Annotated in this window: 17 protein-coding genes; 1 reads left to right on the plus strand and 16 read right to left on the minus strand. The window is 52.3% G+C overall.

Going from position 1 to position 17,063, the window contains the following annotated elements; genetic code table 11:
* Position 1: 1 nt before the first annotated feature.
* The 14 genes from A1WG_RS19275 to pdxB all read right to left on the minus strand — a co-directional run bounded on the left by A1WG_RS19275 (position 2) and on the right by pdxB (position 13,278).
* Positions 2-718 carry an ABC transporter permease gene (locus A1WG_RS19275; protein WP_000569965.1) on the minus strand — a complete coding sequence of 239 codons (717 nt, stop codon included), beginning with the start codon at positions 716-718 and terminating at the stop codon, positions 2-4.
* On the minus strand, positions 715-1,401 hold the full coding sequence (gene hisQ, locus A1WG_RS19270; RefSeq protein ID WP_000965518.1) for a histidine ABC transporter permease HisQ: 687 nt from the start codon (positions 1,399-1,401) through the stop codon (positions 715-717). The genes A1WG_RS19275 and hisQ overlap by 4 nt, the downstream gene beginning before the upstream one ends.
* 90 nt (positions 1,402-1,491) lie before the next feature.
* Positions 1,492-2,274, minus strand: a complete 783-nt coding sequence (hisJ, locus tag A1WG_RS19265; RefSeq protein ID WP_000737621.1) for a histidine ABC transporter substrate-binding protein HisJ — start codon at positions 2,272-2,274, stop codon at positions 1,492-1,494.
* Positions 2,275-2,493: 219 nt separating this feature from the next.
* Positions 2,494-3,276 carry a lysine/arginine/ornithine ABC transporter substrate-binding protein ArgT gene (gene argT, locus A1WG_RS19260; protein ID WP_000748242.1) on the minus strand — a complete coding sequence of 261 codons (783 nt, stop codon included), beginning with the start codon at positions 3,274-3,276 and terminating at the stop codon, positions 2,494-2,496.
* Between the two features lie 264 nt (positions 3,277-3,540).
* Complete coding sequence (ubiX, locus tag A1WG_RS19255; protein WP_001516792.1) at positions 3,541-4,110, minus strand: flavin prenyltransferase UbiX; 570 nt, start codon at positions 4,108-4,110, stop codon at positions 3,541-3,543.
* A gap of 94 nt (positions 4,111-4,204) precedes the next feature.
* The gene (gene purF / locus A1WG_RS19250; RefSeq protein ID WP_000334207.1) at positions 4,205-5,722 is read right to left on the minus strand and encodes an amidophosphoribosyltransferase; all 1,518 of its coding nucleotides are present in this window, start codon (positions 5,720-5,722) and stop codon (positions 4,205-4,207) included.
* A 36-nt stretch (positions 5,723-5,758) separates the two neighbouring features.
* Complete coding sequence (gene cvpA / locus A1WG_RS19245; RefSeq protein WP_000262105.1) at positions 5,759-6,247, minus strand: colicin V production protein; 489 nt, start codon at positions 6,245-6,247, stop codon at positions 5,759-5,761.
* 256 nt (positions 6,248-6,503) lie between these two features.
* Positions 6,504-7,166, minus strand: a complete 663-nt coding sequence (dedD, locus tag A1WG_RS19240; RefSeq protein WP_001516793.1) for a cell division protein DedD — start codon at positions 7,164-7,166, stop codon at positions 6,504-6,506.
* Positions 7,156-8,424, minus strand: a complete 1,269-nt coding sequence (gene folC, locus A1WG_RS19235) for a bifunctional tetrahydrofolate synthase/dihydrofolate synthase (RefSeq protein WP_001516794.1) — start codon at positions 8,422-8,424, stop codon at positions 7,156-7,158. The genes dedD and folC overlap by 11 nt, the downstream gene beginning before the upstream one ends.
* A gap of 69 nt (positions 8,425-8,493) precedes the next feature.
* Positions 8,494-9,408: an acetyl-CoA carboxylase, carboxyltransferase subunit beta gene (accD, locus tag A1WG_RS19230; protein ID WP_000118402.1), complete on the minus strand. Its 915-nt coding sequence runs from the start codon at positions 9,406-9,408 to the stop codon at positions 8,494-8,496.
* 155 nt (positions 9,409-9,563) lie between these two features.
* Positions 9,564-10,223, minus strand: coding sequence for a DedA family protein (locus A1WG_RS19225; RefSeq protein WP_000364342.1), 660 nt, complete (start codon positions 10,221-10,223; stop codon positions 9,564-9,566).
* Positions 10,224-10,250: 27 nt separating this feature from the next.
* Entirely contained in the window at positions 10,251-11,063 is an 813-nt protein-coding gene (truA, locus tag A1WG_RS19220; protein WP_001283594.1) for a tRNA pseudouridine(38-40) synthase TruA, read from the minus strand.
* A complete protein-coding gene (locus A1WG_RS19215; RefSeq protein ID WP_001289148.1) occupies positions 11,063-12,076 on the minus strand; it encodes an aspartate-semialdehyde dehydrogenase in 1,014 nt (337 codons plus the stop codon). The genes truA and A1WG_RS19215 overlap by 1 nt, the downstream gene beginning before the upstream one ends.
* Before the next feature lie 65 nt (positions 12,077-12,141).
* The gene (gene pdxB / locus A1WG_RS19210; protein WP_000699165.1) at positions 12,142-13,278 is read right to left on the minus strand and encodes a 4-phosphoerythronate dehydrogenase PdxB; all 1,137 of its coding nucleotides are present in this window, start codon (positions 13,276-13,278) and stop codon (positions 12,142-12,144) included.
* A 99-nt stretch (positions 13,279-13,377) separates the two neighbouring features.
* On the opposite strand from pdxB, the gene flk reads away from it, so the two are divergent.
* Positions 13,378-14,373, plus strand: coding sequence for a flagella biosynthesis regulator Flk (gene flk / locus A1WG_RS19205; protein ID WP_000615850.1), 996 nt, complete (start codon positions 13,378-13,380; stop codon positions 14,371-14,373).
* Here the strand turns inward: flk and A1WG_RS19200 are convergent.
* On the minus strand, positions 14,370-15,548 hold the full coding sequence (locus tag A1WG_RS19200) for an MFS transporter (RefSeq protein WP_000127795.1): 1,179 nt from the start codon (positions 15,546-15,548) through the stop codon (positions 14,370-14,372). The genes flk and A1WG_RS19200 overlap by 4 nt on opposite strands.
* Positions 15,549-15,834: 286 nt before the next feature.
* Positions 15,835-17,055 carry a beta-ketoacyl-ACP synthase I gene (gene fabB / locus A1WG_RS19195; RefSeq protein ID WP_000817180.1) on the minus strand — a complete coding sequence of 407 codons (1,221 nt, stop codon included), beginning with the start codon at positions 17,053-17,055 and terminating at the stop codon, positions 15,835-15,837.
* Positions 17,056-17,063: the final 8 nt, after the last annotated feature.

Here is a 17,063-nt window from a genome sequence, read left to right on the forward strand (position 1 = left end):
CTCAGTGCGTTGAAGAAGGTTTCACATGCTGCAACCAGCGTTTTTCCGCTTTGCGAAAGAGACTGATCAGGACATAAGAGATGATTAAATAGAGCACCGCGGCAATGCCAAAGGCAGTAAAAGGTTGATACGTGGCGGCGTTGATATCGCGGGCAATTTTCAGCAGATCCGGCACCGTGGCAGTAAACGCCAGCGCAGTAGAGTGCAGCATCAGAATCACTTCGTTGCTGTAGGCCGGTAATGCAATACGCAGTGCCGACGGCAAAATAATGCAGCGATACATTTTAAAGGTTGAGAAACCATAGGCTCTGGCAGCTTCAATTTCCCCATGCGGCACCGACCGGATCGCCCCGGCAAAAATCTCAGTGGTGTAAGCACAGGTGTTGAGCGTCAATGCCAGCACGGTACAGTTCAGGCCACTGCGGAAAAAGGCGTTAAGGAACTCGGTGCCTTTAACAATCTCCAGCGTGTACATGCCGGAATAGAACACCAGCAACTGAACATACAGCGGCGTACCGCGAAAAATATAAGTAAATAACCAGATGGGAAACTGAATGTATTTATTACTTGAGACGCGCCCAATCGCCAGAAACAGCGCCAGAATCCCCCCCATCACCACCGACAGAATCAGCAACCAGAGAGTGATCGCCACACCGGTAAAGCGATAACCGTCAGTCCACAGCAGCGGTTTCCAGTATTCATGTAAGATTTCGATCACAGGTCAGCCCTCTTCACACCCACGGAGTAGCGGCGCTCAAGGAACAGCAGCACACCATTGGAAACGGTGGTAAAAACCAGATAAATCACGCCACAGACGATGGCGAAATAGAATGGTTCCCAGGTACTTTTGCCTGCCAGTTGAGTGGCTTTCACCACATCTTCCAGTCCGAGTAACGAAACGAGAGCCGTTGATTTAAGAATGACCTGCCAGTTGTTGCCAATCCCCGGTAGGGCGTAACGCATCATCGCCGGGAACATAATCCTCCGAAACACTTGCCCACGGGTAAAGCCGAATGCTGTTGCCGCCTCAATATGCCCTTTCGGCACCGCCATAAACGCGCCGCGGAACGTTTCGGTGAAGTAAGCGCCGTAGATAAACCCCAGGGTTATAATACCGGCGACCATCGGGTCGATATCAATCTGTCCGACGCCCATCGCCTCCGTCACCGTGTTTAGCGCGATCTGCAAACCGTAGAATATCAGCAGCATTAACACTAAATCCGGCACACCGCGTATCAGCGTGGTATAGCCTTCGAAAATCAGTCCCGATAACCGATTTTGCGAAAGCTTACCGCCAGCGCCAATAAGACCGATGATTACAGCGAGCACTACAGAGCTGATAGCCAGCTCCAGCGTGACGAGCGCCCCCTGTAAAATTACACCTGAAAACCCATACAACATGCTGCCTGTCCTGTTGTGTGTGGTGAATTTACCGCCTCTTATCTCCCTCCGGTGTCTCGAAGGGAGCGGGCTTTCTTTCACCGATGGCGATTAGCCACCATAAACATCAAAATCGAAGTACTTTTTCGCTAATTTCTCGTAAGTACCGTCAGCGCGCATTTCAGCAAAGGCTTTGTTCAGTGCCTCGCGCAGTTCGTTATCTTCTTTACGCAGCCCCATGCCGGTGCCTACGCCAAACAGTTTTTCATCTTTAACAGACGGACCACCGAATTTGTAATCTTTACCGACTGGCTGTTTGAGGAAACCTTCACTGGCGGCAACTTCATCCTGGAACGCGGCATCAATACGTCCGGCAGTCAGGTCTGAGTAAATATTGTCCTGCCCCTGATAAGAGACGATTTCAATGCCTTTGGGAGCCCAGTGTTCGTTACCAAATGTCTCCTGGGTGGTGCCCTGCAATACCCCTACCCGCTTGCCTTTCAGCGATTCTACTGTCGGCTGGATGTCAGAATTTTTCGCCACCACCAGACGAGAATCGGCAGCATACAGTTTGTCGGTGAAGGCAATTTCCTGCTGACGTTTTTCCGTGATGGAAAGTGATGACATGATGGCGTCAATCTTCTTCGCTTTTAATGACGGAATTAACGCATCCAGCGGATTCTCAACAAAGGTACATTGCGTATTGATGCGTTTGCACAACTCCTTCGCCAGATCAATATCAAAGCCAACCAGTTCGCCTTGTGAATTTTTTGATTCAAATGGTGCATAGGTTGGATCGGTGCCGATACGGATATTTTGCGGAATAGCAGCAAACGCAGCGGTTGCGCTGGAGAAGGCCAGAACCAGAGAGAGCGATAGCACCAGTTTTTTCATAATGTCCTCAACTGACAGTCTTTTTATAGGGAATATTTACAGGTTTGTTACAGTTATCGTGCCATAAAATTGACCAACAAGGCAAAATATCCAGGCCAGTTAGTCGTATTATTTTTCATTAAAATTGCTTAAGTATGCATTTTAATGCACCACGATAGTGCAACAAACCTGGAATGCACCATGATGATTCCCCATCAGGCGCTACTTCCCTGCGACGTATCAGCCACCATAGACATTAAAGTCGAAATACTTTTTCGCCATCTTGTCGTAAGTGCCATCCTGACGCAGTTCGCCAAGCGCCTTATCAAAGGCGGCTTTCAGTTCGGCATCATCTTTACGTAGCCCTACACCTGTACCATCACCGAAGTATTTTTTGTCTTTCACTGATGAACCAGCAAAGGCGAACTCTTTACCGGCGGGTTGCTTGAGGAAACCTTCGCTGGCAGCGACTTCATCCTGCAGAGCGGCATCCAGACGACCTGCATCCAGATCGGAATAGACCAAATCCTGGTTAGCATAGGCCACCACATCGACGCCTTTACTGCGCCAGTTGTCATTGGCGTACGCTTCCTGGGTGGAGCCTTGCAGCACACCGACATGTTTACCTTTCAGCGAATCCAGCGTTGGTTGGATCGGTGAACCTTTAGCTGCAATCAAACGAGAATCCGCGGCATACAGCTTGTCGGAGAAGGCAATCTCCTGCTGACGTTTATCAGTAATAGAGAGCGATGAAATAATGGCATCGATTTTTTTCGCTTTCAGTGACGGGATCAGCGCATCAAAGTCACTGGCAACCCAGGTACATTTAACCTGCATGCGTTTGCACATCTCGTTACCCAGATCGATATCAAAGCCAACAAAGTCACCTTTGGCATCTTTCGATGAGAACGGCGCATAGGTGGTATCCGTTCCGATACGTACCGTCTCCGGCAGTGCCGCAGAGCTGGAAGCTGCTGCGGACAGACCGACTAACAAAGACAGAGCAAGAATCGACTTCTTCATACATAACCCTCAAGTGAAATGGCTTTTTTATGTTGTGTATTGTGTTGTGTGTTTGCAGGCTCGTTCATGCAGGTCTTATGCCATCTTGACAACAGCTCAAACATCTAACGTTAAATGTGTTAATAAGACGTTGCATTATTGTCCTAAAGTTGAAGATAGCAGGTATGCCGGTTGAATCGCAGCGTTTCGATTCAATGGCAGGAACAAAATGTCGAGGATTTGATCACGGTTGCAAAATTGCCCCGAAACAGGGCAACAGCAAAGTTATGCGCCCTGCCAGCGGGCAAAGAGATCTTCGGGAAGGGTTATCGTAAACTGATCAAGTACACGGTTAACCGTTTGATTTATCACATCATCAAGCGATTTCGGACGATGATAAAACGCCGGAACGGGAGGCATAATTACCGCACCAATTTCCGCAGCCTGAGTCATTAAACGCAAGTGTCCTAAGTGCAGCGGCGTTTCACGCACGCAAAGCACCAGTGGGCGACGCTCTTTCAGTACCACATCTGCTGCTCGGGTCAGTAAACCATCGGTATAGCTATGGACAATGCCGGAAAGGGTTTTGATTGAACAGGGTAAAATCACCATCCCCAACGTCTGGAAAGACCCGGAAGAGATGCTGGCGGCAATATCGCGCGCATCATGGGTGACATCGGCTAATGCCTGAACTTCGCGCAGGGAAAAATCCGTTTCGAGGGATAAAGTCTGGCGCGCTGCCTGGCTCATCACCAGATGCGTTTCAACATCTGCGACATCACGCAGAACCTGTAATAAACGTACGCCATAAATCGCGCCGCTGGCACCGCTGATGCCTACAATGAGTCGTTTCATAGATAATTGCCCTGTCAGACTTGCAGGCAGACTTTGCAGGATTTCGGCGGGAGTTGCAAGTCAGGGTGCCAGACCGGCACCCTGAACGAAGGTATTATCCTTCGTTATGCATTTCCAGGTTTTCAACTTCGTTCTGACGTTGCACTGCTTTAGCGTCGTCATTACGTAAAGTATCGAGGAAATCGAGGTAGCCTTGATCAACGTCTTTGGTGACATAGACGCCATTAAACACCGAGCATTCGAACTGCTGAATATCCGGATTTTCAGCGCGAACGGCTTCGATCAGATCGTTTAGATCCTGGAAGATAAGCCCATCAGCACCGATGATCTGGCGGATTTCATCCACTTCACGACCGTGTGCGATCAGTTCCGTGGCGCTCGGCATATCAATACCATAAACGTTCGGGAAACGAATTTCCGGCGCGGCAGAGGCGAGATACACTTTCTTCGCTCCGGCTTCACGCGCCATCTCGATAATCTGCTCAGAGGTGGTGCCGCGGACAATGGAGTCATCGACCAGCAGAACGTTTTTATCGCGGAACTCAGCGCGGTTGGCGTTCAGTTTACGACGAACAGACTTACGGCGCAGTTGCTGGCCCGGCATGATAAAGGTACGGCCAACGTAGCGGTTTTTCACGAAGCCCTGGCGGTACGGTTTACCCAGAATGCGAGCGATTTCCAGTGCGATATCGCAGGAGGTTTCCGGAATCGGGATCACCACGTCAATATCCAGATCTTCCCATTCACGGGCAATTTTTTCGCCAAGCTTGGTGCCCATATTAACGCGGGCGCTATAAACGGAAATTTTGTCGATGAACGAATCCGGGCGGGCAAAGTAAACATACTCGAACAGGCACGGATTGCTGACCGGATTGTCGGCACACTGACGGGTAAACAACTGCCCTTCTTCAGTGATGTAAATCGCTTCGCCCGGTGCGACGTCACGCAGGAACTCAAAGCCCAGGGTATCGAGCGCAACGCTTTCAGAGGCAACCATATATTCTGTGCGATTGTCATCAACATCGCGTTTTCCCAACACCAGCGGACGAATGCCGTTAGGATCGCGGAAAGCAACCATACCGTGGCCGATAATCATCGCCACACAGGCATATGCGCCACGGATCAGACGGTTAGTGGCGGCAATGGCGGCGAAAATGTTATCGGCTTCCAGCGGATAGTGGCGGAAGTTATCCAGTTCGCTGGCGAAGATATTAAGCAAAATTTCCGAGTCAGAAGTGGTGTTGATGTGGCGGCGTTTTTCTTCAAACAACTTTTTACGCAACTCGTGAGCGTTAGTCAGATTGCCATTATGGGCAAGCGTGATGCCATATGGAGAGTTAACGTAAAATGGCTGCGCTTCAGAAGCGCTGGAGCTGCCAGCCGTAGGGTAACGCACATGACCAATGCCCATATTGCCCTGCAAACGCTGCATGTGGCGAGCTTCAAATATATCGCTCACCAGACCGTTCGCTTTACGCAAACGAAAGCAGTTATTGGCATCAATGGTGATGATGCCTGCGGCATCCTGACCGCGATGCTGAAGCACCGTTAAGGCATCATAAATCGACTGGTTAACCGGCATAACACCGGCGATACCGACAATACCGCACATACGTCTTTTTCCTCGTTAAGCCACATCTCAGAGCACTTACGCTCTGGGCAAGAAACTTGACGAGCTTTGCAGATAATCAAAAAACCATCTGATGATAAAACTGAACTGTGGGATCAGCTGTGATTTGCTCCAGTCTTCGCTTTTCGACACTCCGGTAAAGGAGTCGAGAAAGAAAAGAATAGCGGCAACAATCAATACGCCGCGCAACGCACCGAAACAGACGCCCAGCACCCGATCGGTGCCTGACAACCCCGTTTTCTCCACCAACTGACCTATCACGAAGTTCACGATAGCGCCAACGATAAGCGTAGCGATAAACAGTACCGCGATGGCAATCCCATTTCGAACCAGTTCGTCTTCAAAGCCCGTAAACCAGGCTGACAGGTAAGTGTAGTAATGACTGGCGACAAAGAACGCACAACCCCATGTCACCAGCGATAATGCTTCACGAACAAAGCCGCGGATCAGGCTAACCAGAGAAGAAAAAGCAATCACCGCGATTATGGCGTAATCAATCCAGACCATATGTGTCCCACGATTTTACGCCCTGTCATCCTGTTCGGGGCGCATTCTAACAGAAAAAGAAAACGTTTGCGTAGGGATTTCCTTCCCGCGCATCAATAAAAATGGCGCTGAAAAAATATTCAACGCCATCGACTTTTTGTGCCTTTGCGGCACCGGCTATACGTGTCGGATGCGGCGTGAACGCCTTATCCGACCTGGGGTTATGCTCCCGCGTAGACCTGATAAGACGCGTTAGCGTCGCATCAGGCAAACCGTATTAATTCGGCGTATAGCCCATCACCACGCCGCTCAAGCCAGAAAGCTGCCTCAACTCACCCAGCGAACCTTTCAGCTTCTCTTTAGAAGCATCCGGCCCAACCAGAATACGGGTGATTTTACCCTGCACTGGCGTCGACGGCGACGTATAAACGCGATATCCCGCGCCACGCAGCTTAGCAACAATCTCATTCACTTTATCGGCATTTTTCAGCGCGCCCAGTTGCACTACATACGCTTTACCCGTCGGTGCCGCTTTTTCTTCGACGGCAGGTTTTGGTTCTGGCTTCGGCGCTGGTGGCGTTTCCACCTTCGGCTTCGGCGGTTCCACAGGTTTCGGCTTCGGTGGAGCAACCGGTGCAGGTTCCGGTTCAAACACGGTATTGTTGGCCGCAATGGTTGTCGGATCGAGCGAAGGCGCTGCGGCATCGCCTGCCCGCACCTCTTCTGCCGCGCCTTCTGGCGGCTGTGTCGGCAACGCCTGAGTGGCGGCTGGCATCATATCAGGCTCGTCACGATCGCCAGCTTTCGGCACCAGAGGGATCGCTGCAAACTCATCCTGATAATGTTTTTTCTGCCCATCGAGCAGCCCTGGAAGCACAATCACCCCCAGCGCCACCAGCACTATTGTGCCAACTAACCGATTCTGAAACTTACTCGCCACCGCTTCTCCTCGCGTCAATCACTTCCATGACATGTGCGACCGTATGGAATGAACCACACACCAGCACGGTATCTTCCGGTTTAGCGTCCGCCATCGCGGCATCCCATGCCTGCGCAACGCTGTCAAATGGTTTGCCATTACCCAGATGTTCCAGCAGTTGCTCTGCTGTAGCACCGCGTGGCCCTTCCAGTGGCGCACAACACCAGTCATCAACTACGCTTTTCAACCAGGCCAGAGTTCCGGCAATATCTTTATCATGTAGCATACCGATAACCGCCAGCACGCGCCCGCTTTTCGGTAACGCTTGCATACGTCCGGTGAGATATTCTGCCGCATGTGGATTATGGGCGACATCAAAAATGACGCGTGGCAACTCACTCACAATCTGGAAACGTCCCGGTAAAATTGCACTGGCAATGCCCTCGCGAATTGCCTGTTCACTGACCTCCAGGCCGCTGGCGCGAAGTGCTGCCAGCGCCGTTGCGGCATTTGGTTGTGGGACAAGCGGCAACGGCAGGTTTTCTAGCGTACCGTGAGCATCGGTAAACGACCAGTCATGGTCTGTGACAGAATAATTCCACTCAACACCGCGACGTTGCAGCAATGCACCTTTTTCCTGCGCCACATCGGCAATGGTGTACGGCATTTCCGGTTCACCGACAATCGCCGGTTTTTCACTGCGGAAGATCCCCGCTTTCTCGCGACCAATGCTTTCGCGATCTGGCCCCAGCCAGTCGGTATGATCAAGCGCAATGCTGGTCACTACCGCGACATCAGCATCAACAATATTGGTGGCATCCAGACGACCGCCCAGCCCGACTTCCAGAATCACCACGTCAAGTTGTGCCTGTTTGAACAGCCACAACGCCGACAGTGTACCGTATTCGAAATAGGTCAGAGAAATATCACCGCGTACCGATTCAATCTCAGCAAAAGAGGCAGTATGGGCCGATTCCGGTAATTCCTGCCCCTGCACACGAACGCGCTCGGTATAACGCACCAGATGCGGCGAACTGTAGACCCCCACTTTGTACCCTGCCGCCATCAGAATCGACTCCAGCGTGCGACAGGTTGTGCCTTTGCCATTAGTACCCGCGACAGTAAACACAAACGGTGCTGGTTTCAGAACGCCGAGACGCGCTGCCACCTGGCTTACGCGCTCAAGGCCGAGATCGATAGTCTTACTGTGCAGGTTTTCCAGATAAGAAAGCCACGAAGCCAAAGGCGACGCGGCTTGAGGTGTGCGTTTGATAATCATGGTATCCGCTGATTCATTACGGGGATAATAGCAAAAGGGCAGAGCCAGCGGCCCTGCCCTTATCAGTTATCAGGCCTCTGGTTCCTGATCCGGTGCTGGTGGCACCACTTCGCCTTCGCGTGGCGCTTCAGGATTCGGCGCTGGCAGATTCATCAGCTTCGCCAGGATGCTCGCCAGTTTCAGGCGCATTTCCGGGCGGCGGACAATCATGTCGATCGCGCCTTTCTCGATCAGGAACTCACTGCGCTGGAATCCCGGCGGCAGTTTTTCGCGAACGGTCTGTTCAATAACACGCGGACCAGCAAAACCGATTAACGCTTTCGGTTCAGCAATGTTGAGATCGCCCAGCATCGCGAAACTCGCAGAAACACCGCCCATGGTTGGGTCAGTCAGCACGGAGATGTACGGCAGACCGCGCTCCTGCATTTTCGCCAGCGCAGCAGAGGTTTTCGCCATCTGCATCAGCGACATTAGCGCTTCCTGCATACGTGCGCCACCGGAAGCGGAGAAGCAGATCAGCGGGCAGTTGTCTTCCAGCGCCTGCTCAACGGCACGCACGAAACGCGCACCCACCACAGATCCCATTGAACCGCCCATAAAGGCAAATTCGAATGCCGCAGCAACGACCGGCATTCCATACAAGGTGCCTTTCATTACTACCAGCGCGTCTTTTTCGCCGGTTTCTTTCTGTGCAGATGCCAGACGGTCTTTATACTTTTTGGAGTCACGGAACTTCAGCACATCTTTCGGCTCAAGCTCGCTACCCAGCTCCACAAGGCTTCCTTCATCCAACAGGCTATGCAGGCGATTACGCGCCGTCATACGCATGTGATGGTCACACTTCGGACAGACCTCAAGATTACGTTCCAGCTCAGCACGGTATAAAACCTGACCGCAGCTATCACACTTAGTCCACACGCCTTCAGGAATGCTCGCCTTGCGGGTGGGAGTAATGTTGCTTTTAATTCGTTCAATCCAGCTCATTAGGGACCTTTCTGTCTGAACCTGGTTCGATGCCAGCTTTATCTTTGGGGACGCATAATGCCATTTTTGCCCCCAACAGACCATGAATGTTGCACATTAAAACATAACAGCCCGAAACTTTGGATAAAAAAGTGGTCGAACCGCGGAGTTACTTTTTATTTTGCGGCGCGTGCCGCAGCGCGTTTGTGACGGATAATTTCGATGACGCCCGGCAGAATGGAAACCACAATAATCCCGACGATCAGCAGCTTAAGGTTATCCTGAACCATTGGGATTGTACCGAAGAAATAGCCTGCGTAGGTAAAAAGTAGAACCCACAACAGCGCGCCGATCACGTTATAAGCGGCGAAATGACGGTATGACATGTGGCCCATCCCCGCAACGAACGGGGCGAACGTTCTGACGATTGGCACAAAACGGGCGAGAATAATGGTTTTGCCGCCATGTTTCTCATAAAACTGATGGGTTTTGTCGAGATAACTGCGACGGAAAATTTTCGAGTTCGGATTGCTGAATAATTTCTCACCGAACAACCGCCCAATAGTGTAGTTAACGGCATCGCCAACAATCGCGGCAACCAGCATCAGTACTACCATCATATGGACATTGAGATCGTTAGTTCCCAGCGAGGCCAGCGCCCCGGCAACAAACAGCAGCGAATCTCCCGGCAGAAACGGTGTCACTACCAAACCAGTTTCACAGAACAAAATCACAAACAAAATGGCATAAACCCAGACGCCATACTGCGCGACCAGTTCCGCCAAATGCACGTCAATGTGCAGGATAAAATCGATGAGGAAATAAATCAGGTCCATATTTGCCTATGCCTTGTACGACTAAAATTAGTCCGCCAGAAAGAGCGGGCCCATTGGCGGCTTTGGAAGATCGAATCTGTCCGGGTAATCCACCGCGACCAGATACAACCCTTCCGCTTTCGCCGTTGCTGCCGCCAGCGTCCTGTCCTTAGCCGCCAACAGCTCTGCTATCCAGCTCTCCGGCTGGTTGTGGGCACCCACTTCCATCAGGCTGCCGACAATATTCCTCACCATATGATGTACAAAGGCATTCGCTTTGATATCTACCACCACATAGGGACCGTGACGCGTGACGTTGATATGCATAACGTTACGCCACGGCGTTCGGGACTGACACTGCACCGCGCGGAACGAGGTGAAATCATTCTCGCCCAACAGGCATTGTGCCGCCCGATGCATCCGTTCGGCATCCAGCGGTTCGTAAAAGTGGGTAACACCTTTACTCAGTACCGCCGGACGCAGTCGATGATTGTAGATGATGTAGCGATAACGGCGAGCCGTAGCGCTAAATCGGGCGTGAAAATCATCGGGTACAGCTTTAACCCAACGCACGGCGATGTCACCAGGTAAATTCGCATTTACGCCTAACGTCCACGCAGCGTCTTTGCGTAACGCGGTGGTTTCAAAATGCACTACCTGCCCGGTGCCGTGTACCCCTGCGTCGGTTCGCCCGGCACAGAACACGGTGATGGGTTCGTTCGCTACCTGCGAGAGCGCCTTTTCCAGCTTTTCCTGCACACTGCGGACTTCATTCTGCCGTTGCCAGCCGTAATATCTGCTGCCGTCGTACTCAATACCCAGCGCAATTTTATAAACTGGCGGTTGTTGCTGGTCGGACATTAGTACAGGTACTCCTGCACCAGTTTTTCAGCGATCTTCACCGCCATCAGTGCCCCCCCAAAACGGACGTTGTCGGCCACCGACCAGAACTGGATTTGCTCTGGCATACCATAGTCATTACGAACACAGCCGACAGAAAGATGCGGAGAACCAGACGCATCGCCCACCTGCGTTGGGAATTCATTCTCTTCAGAAAGCACAATATCTTCGCTTTGGGAAAACGCATCACGCGCTTCTTCTGCCGCCAGCGGACGTAATGCTTCGAAGTTGACCATCTGAGCATGACCGTAAAATACCGGTGCCTGAACGACACTAGCCGAAATCATCAGCCCTTCGTCCTGCATAATTTTGCGCACTTCATCGACAATACGGCGCTCTTCACGTACGTTACCTTCGCGATCCGGTAGCAAGGGCAGCATATTAAACGCCAACTGACGACCAAAGAAATCATCTTCATCAATCGGAATACCGTTGAGCAATTTCGCGCTCTGCCCGGCTAATGCATCCACCGCTTTTTTGCCCTGAGCGGAGGCAGAAATCAGGCTGGTAACGCTGATGCGCGACAAACCGCCCTGATCGATTAACGGTTTCAGTGCAGCCAGTAACTGGCTGGTCAGGCTATCAGGAACAGCAATAACGTTACGGTTACGGTAGTCCGCCAGTACAAACGGATTCACGTCCGGCACCACCAGCGGAACATCAGGTTCGAGAGCAAACAGGCCGCTGCTATCAATGACCAGACATCCCGCGTTAGTGGCTTCTTCAACCCAGGCGGCGGTAGCTTCTTTACCTGCAACAAAAAACGCCAGTTGCGCCTGCGTCCAGTCAAAATCGGCAGCATCCTGCACGGTGATTGTCTTACCACCAAAACGCAGATGTTCACCTGCGCTTTCGTTACGTGCCAGTGCATAAATTTCCCCAACCGGGAACTGACGTTCAGCCAGCGTTTCAATCAGGGCTTCGCCCACAGCGCCAGTTGCGCCCAGGACAGCAATGTTCCAGCCTTCAGACATGGTGGTTTACTCCAGAAATAGCAAAACTCCCTGCCGATATTACAGCAGAGAGCATGAAGAAGAGATTAACGTGCCGGATGATGAACGGCGTTAAAACCCAATTTACACAGTAATGCCGCCGCGTTGGCGTCATCGCAAATCACATACAGAGACGACCATTCACGGCGTTCAAGGTAATTTTTGCGCAGTTTATCGAACTCACCCGGTATCCCGGCGACTTTACGCAGCGGTGCGTCATCGCGGCGCACATCATACACCAAATGCACCAGCCTTTTTAGCGTTGGCTGATCGAGCGAGCCATGCAGCGTAATACGGCCAAATTCTGGTGTTGGCAATAAGGTATCCAGCGCGATGTGCTGTTCATGACCAATAAACTTGCTATAAGCCTCAAACACTTGCGTGGTGCCACGCGCTTTACCTTCGAGGGTATAGCCCGCGATATGCGGCGTGCCGATATCCACTTTTTGCAGCAGCTCGACGTTGAGTTCTGGCTCGCCCTCCCAGACGTCCAGCACCACGCTTAACTTCTGGCCTTCATTCAGACAGGTCAGCAGTGCGGTATTATCGACGACTGCGCCACGGCAAGCGTTAATCAGAATCGTCCCCGGCTTCAGGCTGCGGATCAGTTTTTCATCCGCCAGATGCCGCGTTTTGTACGGACCATCTTTAAAGAGTGGTGTATGGAACGTCAGAATATCCGCGTGCTGAACCAGCTCATCAAGAGAACGGAAATCTCCCTCATCCCCACGATCGGCGCGTGGCGGATCGCAAAGCAAGGTTTTAATTCCCAACGCCTCCAGCCGCGCCTGTAATCGACGACCAACGTTACCAACTCCCACGATCCCCACGGTACGGTCATGCAGTGAAAATCCATCGCGTTCGGCAAGCATTAGCAACGACGAGAAAACATATTCCACTACCGCAATCGCATTGCAGCCAGGTGCGGCAGAAAAACCGATCCCTGCCTGCTGCAACCATGCCTCATCAACATGGTCGGTCCCCGCAGTGGCGGTGCCAACAAATTTTACTGATTTCCCCGTCAGCAGCGACGCGTTCACTTTCGTGACCGAACGCACCATCAACGCATCCGCGCCATCCAGTTCTGCGACTGGAATTGGACGCCCCGGAACCGCTTTCACCTCACCCAAACGGCTAAATAATTCGCGGGCATAAGGCATATTTTCATCAACAAGGATTTTCACGTTTGTGCTACCTGTATGAGAACGAGAGTTAACCGGACAAGTGTGCCATAATCTCGCGGCCAGGCATACTTGCGATGATTTCAGGTATAAGGATACGTAATGATACAACCTCTTTCAGGCCCTCCTCCTGCGCAACCACCAGGTCAGGGGGATAACCTGTCGTCTGGCGCAGGCAATCAGCCTTTATCCAGCTTGCAACGTACCGCGTTGGAAAGTTTGATGATCAAAGTGACTTCGCTGACGCAACAGCAGAGCGCAGAGTTGTGGGCCAATATAAAGCACGACATCGGTCTGCCGGGTGATTCACCTTTGCTTTCACGCCATTTCCCGGCAGCAGAACAAAACCTTGCGCAACGTTTGCTGTCTGCGCAAAAAAGTTATTCTGTCCGCCAACTTTTGGCCCAATTGGGGGAGTATTTACGTCTGGGAAATAATCGTCAGGCCGTCACGGATTATATCCGGCATAACTTTGGTCAGACGCCGCTAAATCAACTCTCACCAGAGCAATTAAAAACCGTCCTGACGCTACTACAGGAAGGGAAGATGGTTATCCCGCAGCCGCAACAGCGCCAGGCGACCGACCGACCTTTATTACCAGCGGAACACAATACGCTCAAGCAACTGGTCACCAAACTCGCGGCGGCAACAGGGGAACCCAGCAAACAGATTTGGCAATCGATGCTGGAACTTTCAGGGGTGAAAGATGGCGAGTTGATTCCGGCGAAACTGTTTAACCATCTGGTCACCTGGTTACAGGCTCGTCAGGCGTTAAGTCAGCAACACACTCCGACGCTGGAGTCACTCCAGATGGCGCTAAAGCAGCCACTGGATGCAAGCGAGTTGACGGTATTATCGACGTATGTTGAGCAAAAGTATGGGCTTTCAACACAATCAGCCCTGACGTCTGCACAGGCCGAAGATATCCTTAACCAGCTCTATCAGCGGCGGGTGAAAGGCATTGAACCGCGTGATATTCAACCGCTGCTCAATCCCTTTACCCCATTAATTGACACGATGAAAGAAATGTCAATGCGCCCCAGCCTGTGGATATTATTCGTCGTCATCATTGTGATGTTGATCTGGCTAGTGGGTTAACCCCGGCGAAACGACAGTATCGTCACAATAATCCCCAGCACCGCCGATATCGCCCCGGCAAGAAATACCGAAGAGTAGCCAAACGAGGTCGCCAGAACACCCGCCAGCGGCCCGGAAACACCGAGGGCGATATCCTGAAACGCGGCATAGCCACCGAGCGCTGTGCCGCGCACCTGGGAAGGAACGCGTTTAACCACTTCCACACCCAGGGCCGGGAATATAAGCGAACACCCAGCCCCGGTTAACGCCGCGCCCGCTAATGCGACCCACGCTCCCGGTGCCTGCCAGAGCATCAACAAGCCGGCCGTTTCTACCAGCAGAGAGACTATCGCCACTTTTACGCCACCAAAACGGTCTGGCATCCAGCCAAACATTACGCGCATTACGACAAATGCGCCGCCAAAGGCGGTGAGCGTAAAGCCCGCCATCGCCCATCCTTTGCTGGCAAAGTAAAGCGAAACGAAGGTCCCGATAACCGCAAAGCCCACGCCCTGAAGCGCCAGGCCCAGCCCAGGCTTCCAGATAAGACCGACGACACTCCACAGCGAGGGGCGTTCTCCCGCCAGAGCTGGTACTTTGCGCACCGTGCCATTGCAGGCCCACGCCAGCAACGGCAGTATCATTGTCGTAAGTGCCAGGACGGCAAAACCGTAATGACTATGGATCAGTAAGCCAAGCGGTGCGCCGACAGCCAGTGCGCCGTAAATCGCCATCCCATTCCACGACATCACTTTTCCGGAGTGTTTTGGCCCGACGATGCCTAATCCCCAGGTCAGAGCACCAGTCAGCAACTGACTTTCACCAAAGCCAAGGATCAAACGCCCGACGACCAGCAGGGCAAATTTAATCGGCGCAGAAACAGGTAAAAGCGCAGCCAGCAATAAAGCACCACCGGCCAGGCCACAGGATAACATGCCCTGAAGTGCTGAACGTTTTGCCCCATATTGATCGGCCAGCCGTCCGGCATAACCTCGTGTTAATACCGTAGCCAGAAACTGAATGCCAACGGCAATTCCGACCATGGTGTTGCCATAGCCTAGCTCATGATGGACAAAAAGTGGGATCACCGGCAAAGGTAACCCTACGGTCATGTAGGTCAAAAAAACCGCAAAAGCGATGCGAAAAAGCGAAAAATTGGCAGAAGATCGTGTTTCTGTTTGGCTTACAGCAGTCATGCATTACTCCAGAATGCAGCGCAAGGCGAAGAATTTCCCCGTCTTATCTCTCTGGTTTTCAGGGTTACAGTGCGTTGGAAGGGTTTAACGCGTACGTATTTTCAGCAGGATATCGACAAAGCAAGAAGTTTGCCTGGAACAAACAGCGATTGTCAATGATGTGAAAAAGGGAACCATCAGGCTCCCTTTTGCGTTACTGCCGAATGCGGAGCTGGCGCGTAATGTCGGATGCGACGCTTACGCGTCTTATCCGAGCTGCTCCAACCGACTCCGACATGTCGCAGAATTAATCTTTCAGCTTACGCATTACCAGCGTGGCGTTGGTGCCGCCGAAGCCGAAGCTGTTAGACATAACGGTGGTCAGCTCGCGATCGGTCGTTTCGGTTACGATGTTCAGTCCCGCAGCCTGCTCGTCCAGCTCTTCAATGTTAATGCTTGGGGCGATAAAGCCGTGTTCCAGCATCAGCAGAGAGTAGATTGCTTCCTGCACACCCGCAGCGCCCAGTGAGTGACCGGTCATCGCTTTAGTTGCAGAAATCGCCGGGCTATTATCACCGAACACTTCCCGGATAGCTGCCAACTCTTTCACATCGCCAACCGGAGTCGAAGTACCGTGAGAGTTCAGGTAGTCGATTGGGGTATCAACGCCGTGCATCGCCATCTTCATGCAGCGAACCGCGCCCTCGCCAGACGGAGCAACCATGTCTGCGCCATCAGACGTTGCGCCGTAGCCAACGATTTCAGCGTAGATGTGAGCACCACGAGCCAGCGCGTGTTCCAGCTCTTCAACCACCACCATACCGCCGCCGCCAGCGATAACAAAACCATCGCGGTGAGCGTCATAAGTACGGGAGGCTTTTTCCGGGGTGTCATTGTATTTGGTAGACAGCGCGCCCATCGCGTCAAATTCGCACGCCATTTCCCAGCACAGCTCTTCGCCACCACCAGCAAACACGATGTCTTGTTTGCCCAGTTGGATCTGCTCGACTGCGTTACCGATACAGTGTGCGGAAGTCGCACAAGCGGAGCTGATGGAGTAGTTAACACCGTGGATTTTAAACGGTGTGGCGAGGCAGGCAGAAACGCCAGATGCCATCGCTTTGGTGACCACATACGGGCCAACCGCTTTCAGGCCACGCGGGCCGCGCATTGCGTCAGCACCGAACACCTGGAAACGCGGGGAACCGCCGCCAGAACCTGCAATCAGGCCAACGCGCGGGTTATTCTGGTAAGCTTCCGGGGAGAGGCCAGCATCTGCGATTGCCTGCTCCATAGAAAGGAATGCATAGATGGATGCGTCGCTCATAAAGCGCACAACTTTGCGGTCAATGAGGCCAGTGGTATCCAGTTTTACGTTGCCCCAGACGTGGCTACGCATGCCGGAATCCTTCAGCTCCTGAGAGAAAGTGATCCCTGAACGTCCTTCACGCAGAGATGCCAGGACTTCCTGCTGGTTATTACCGATGCTGGAAACAATGCCCAGGCCAGTAATCACTGCACGTTTCATTCAATACC

Source organism: Escherichia sp. KTE96, from assembly GCF_000408525.1.
Classification (GTDB): Bacteria; Pseudomonadota; Gammaproteobacteria; order Enterobacterales; family Enterobacteriaceae; genus Escherichia; species Escherichia marmotae.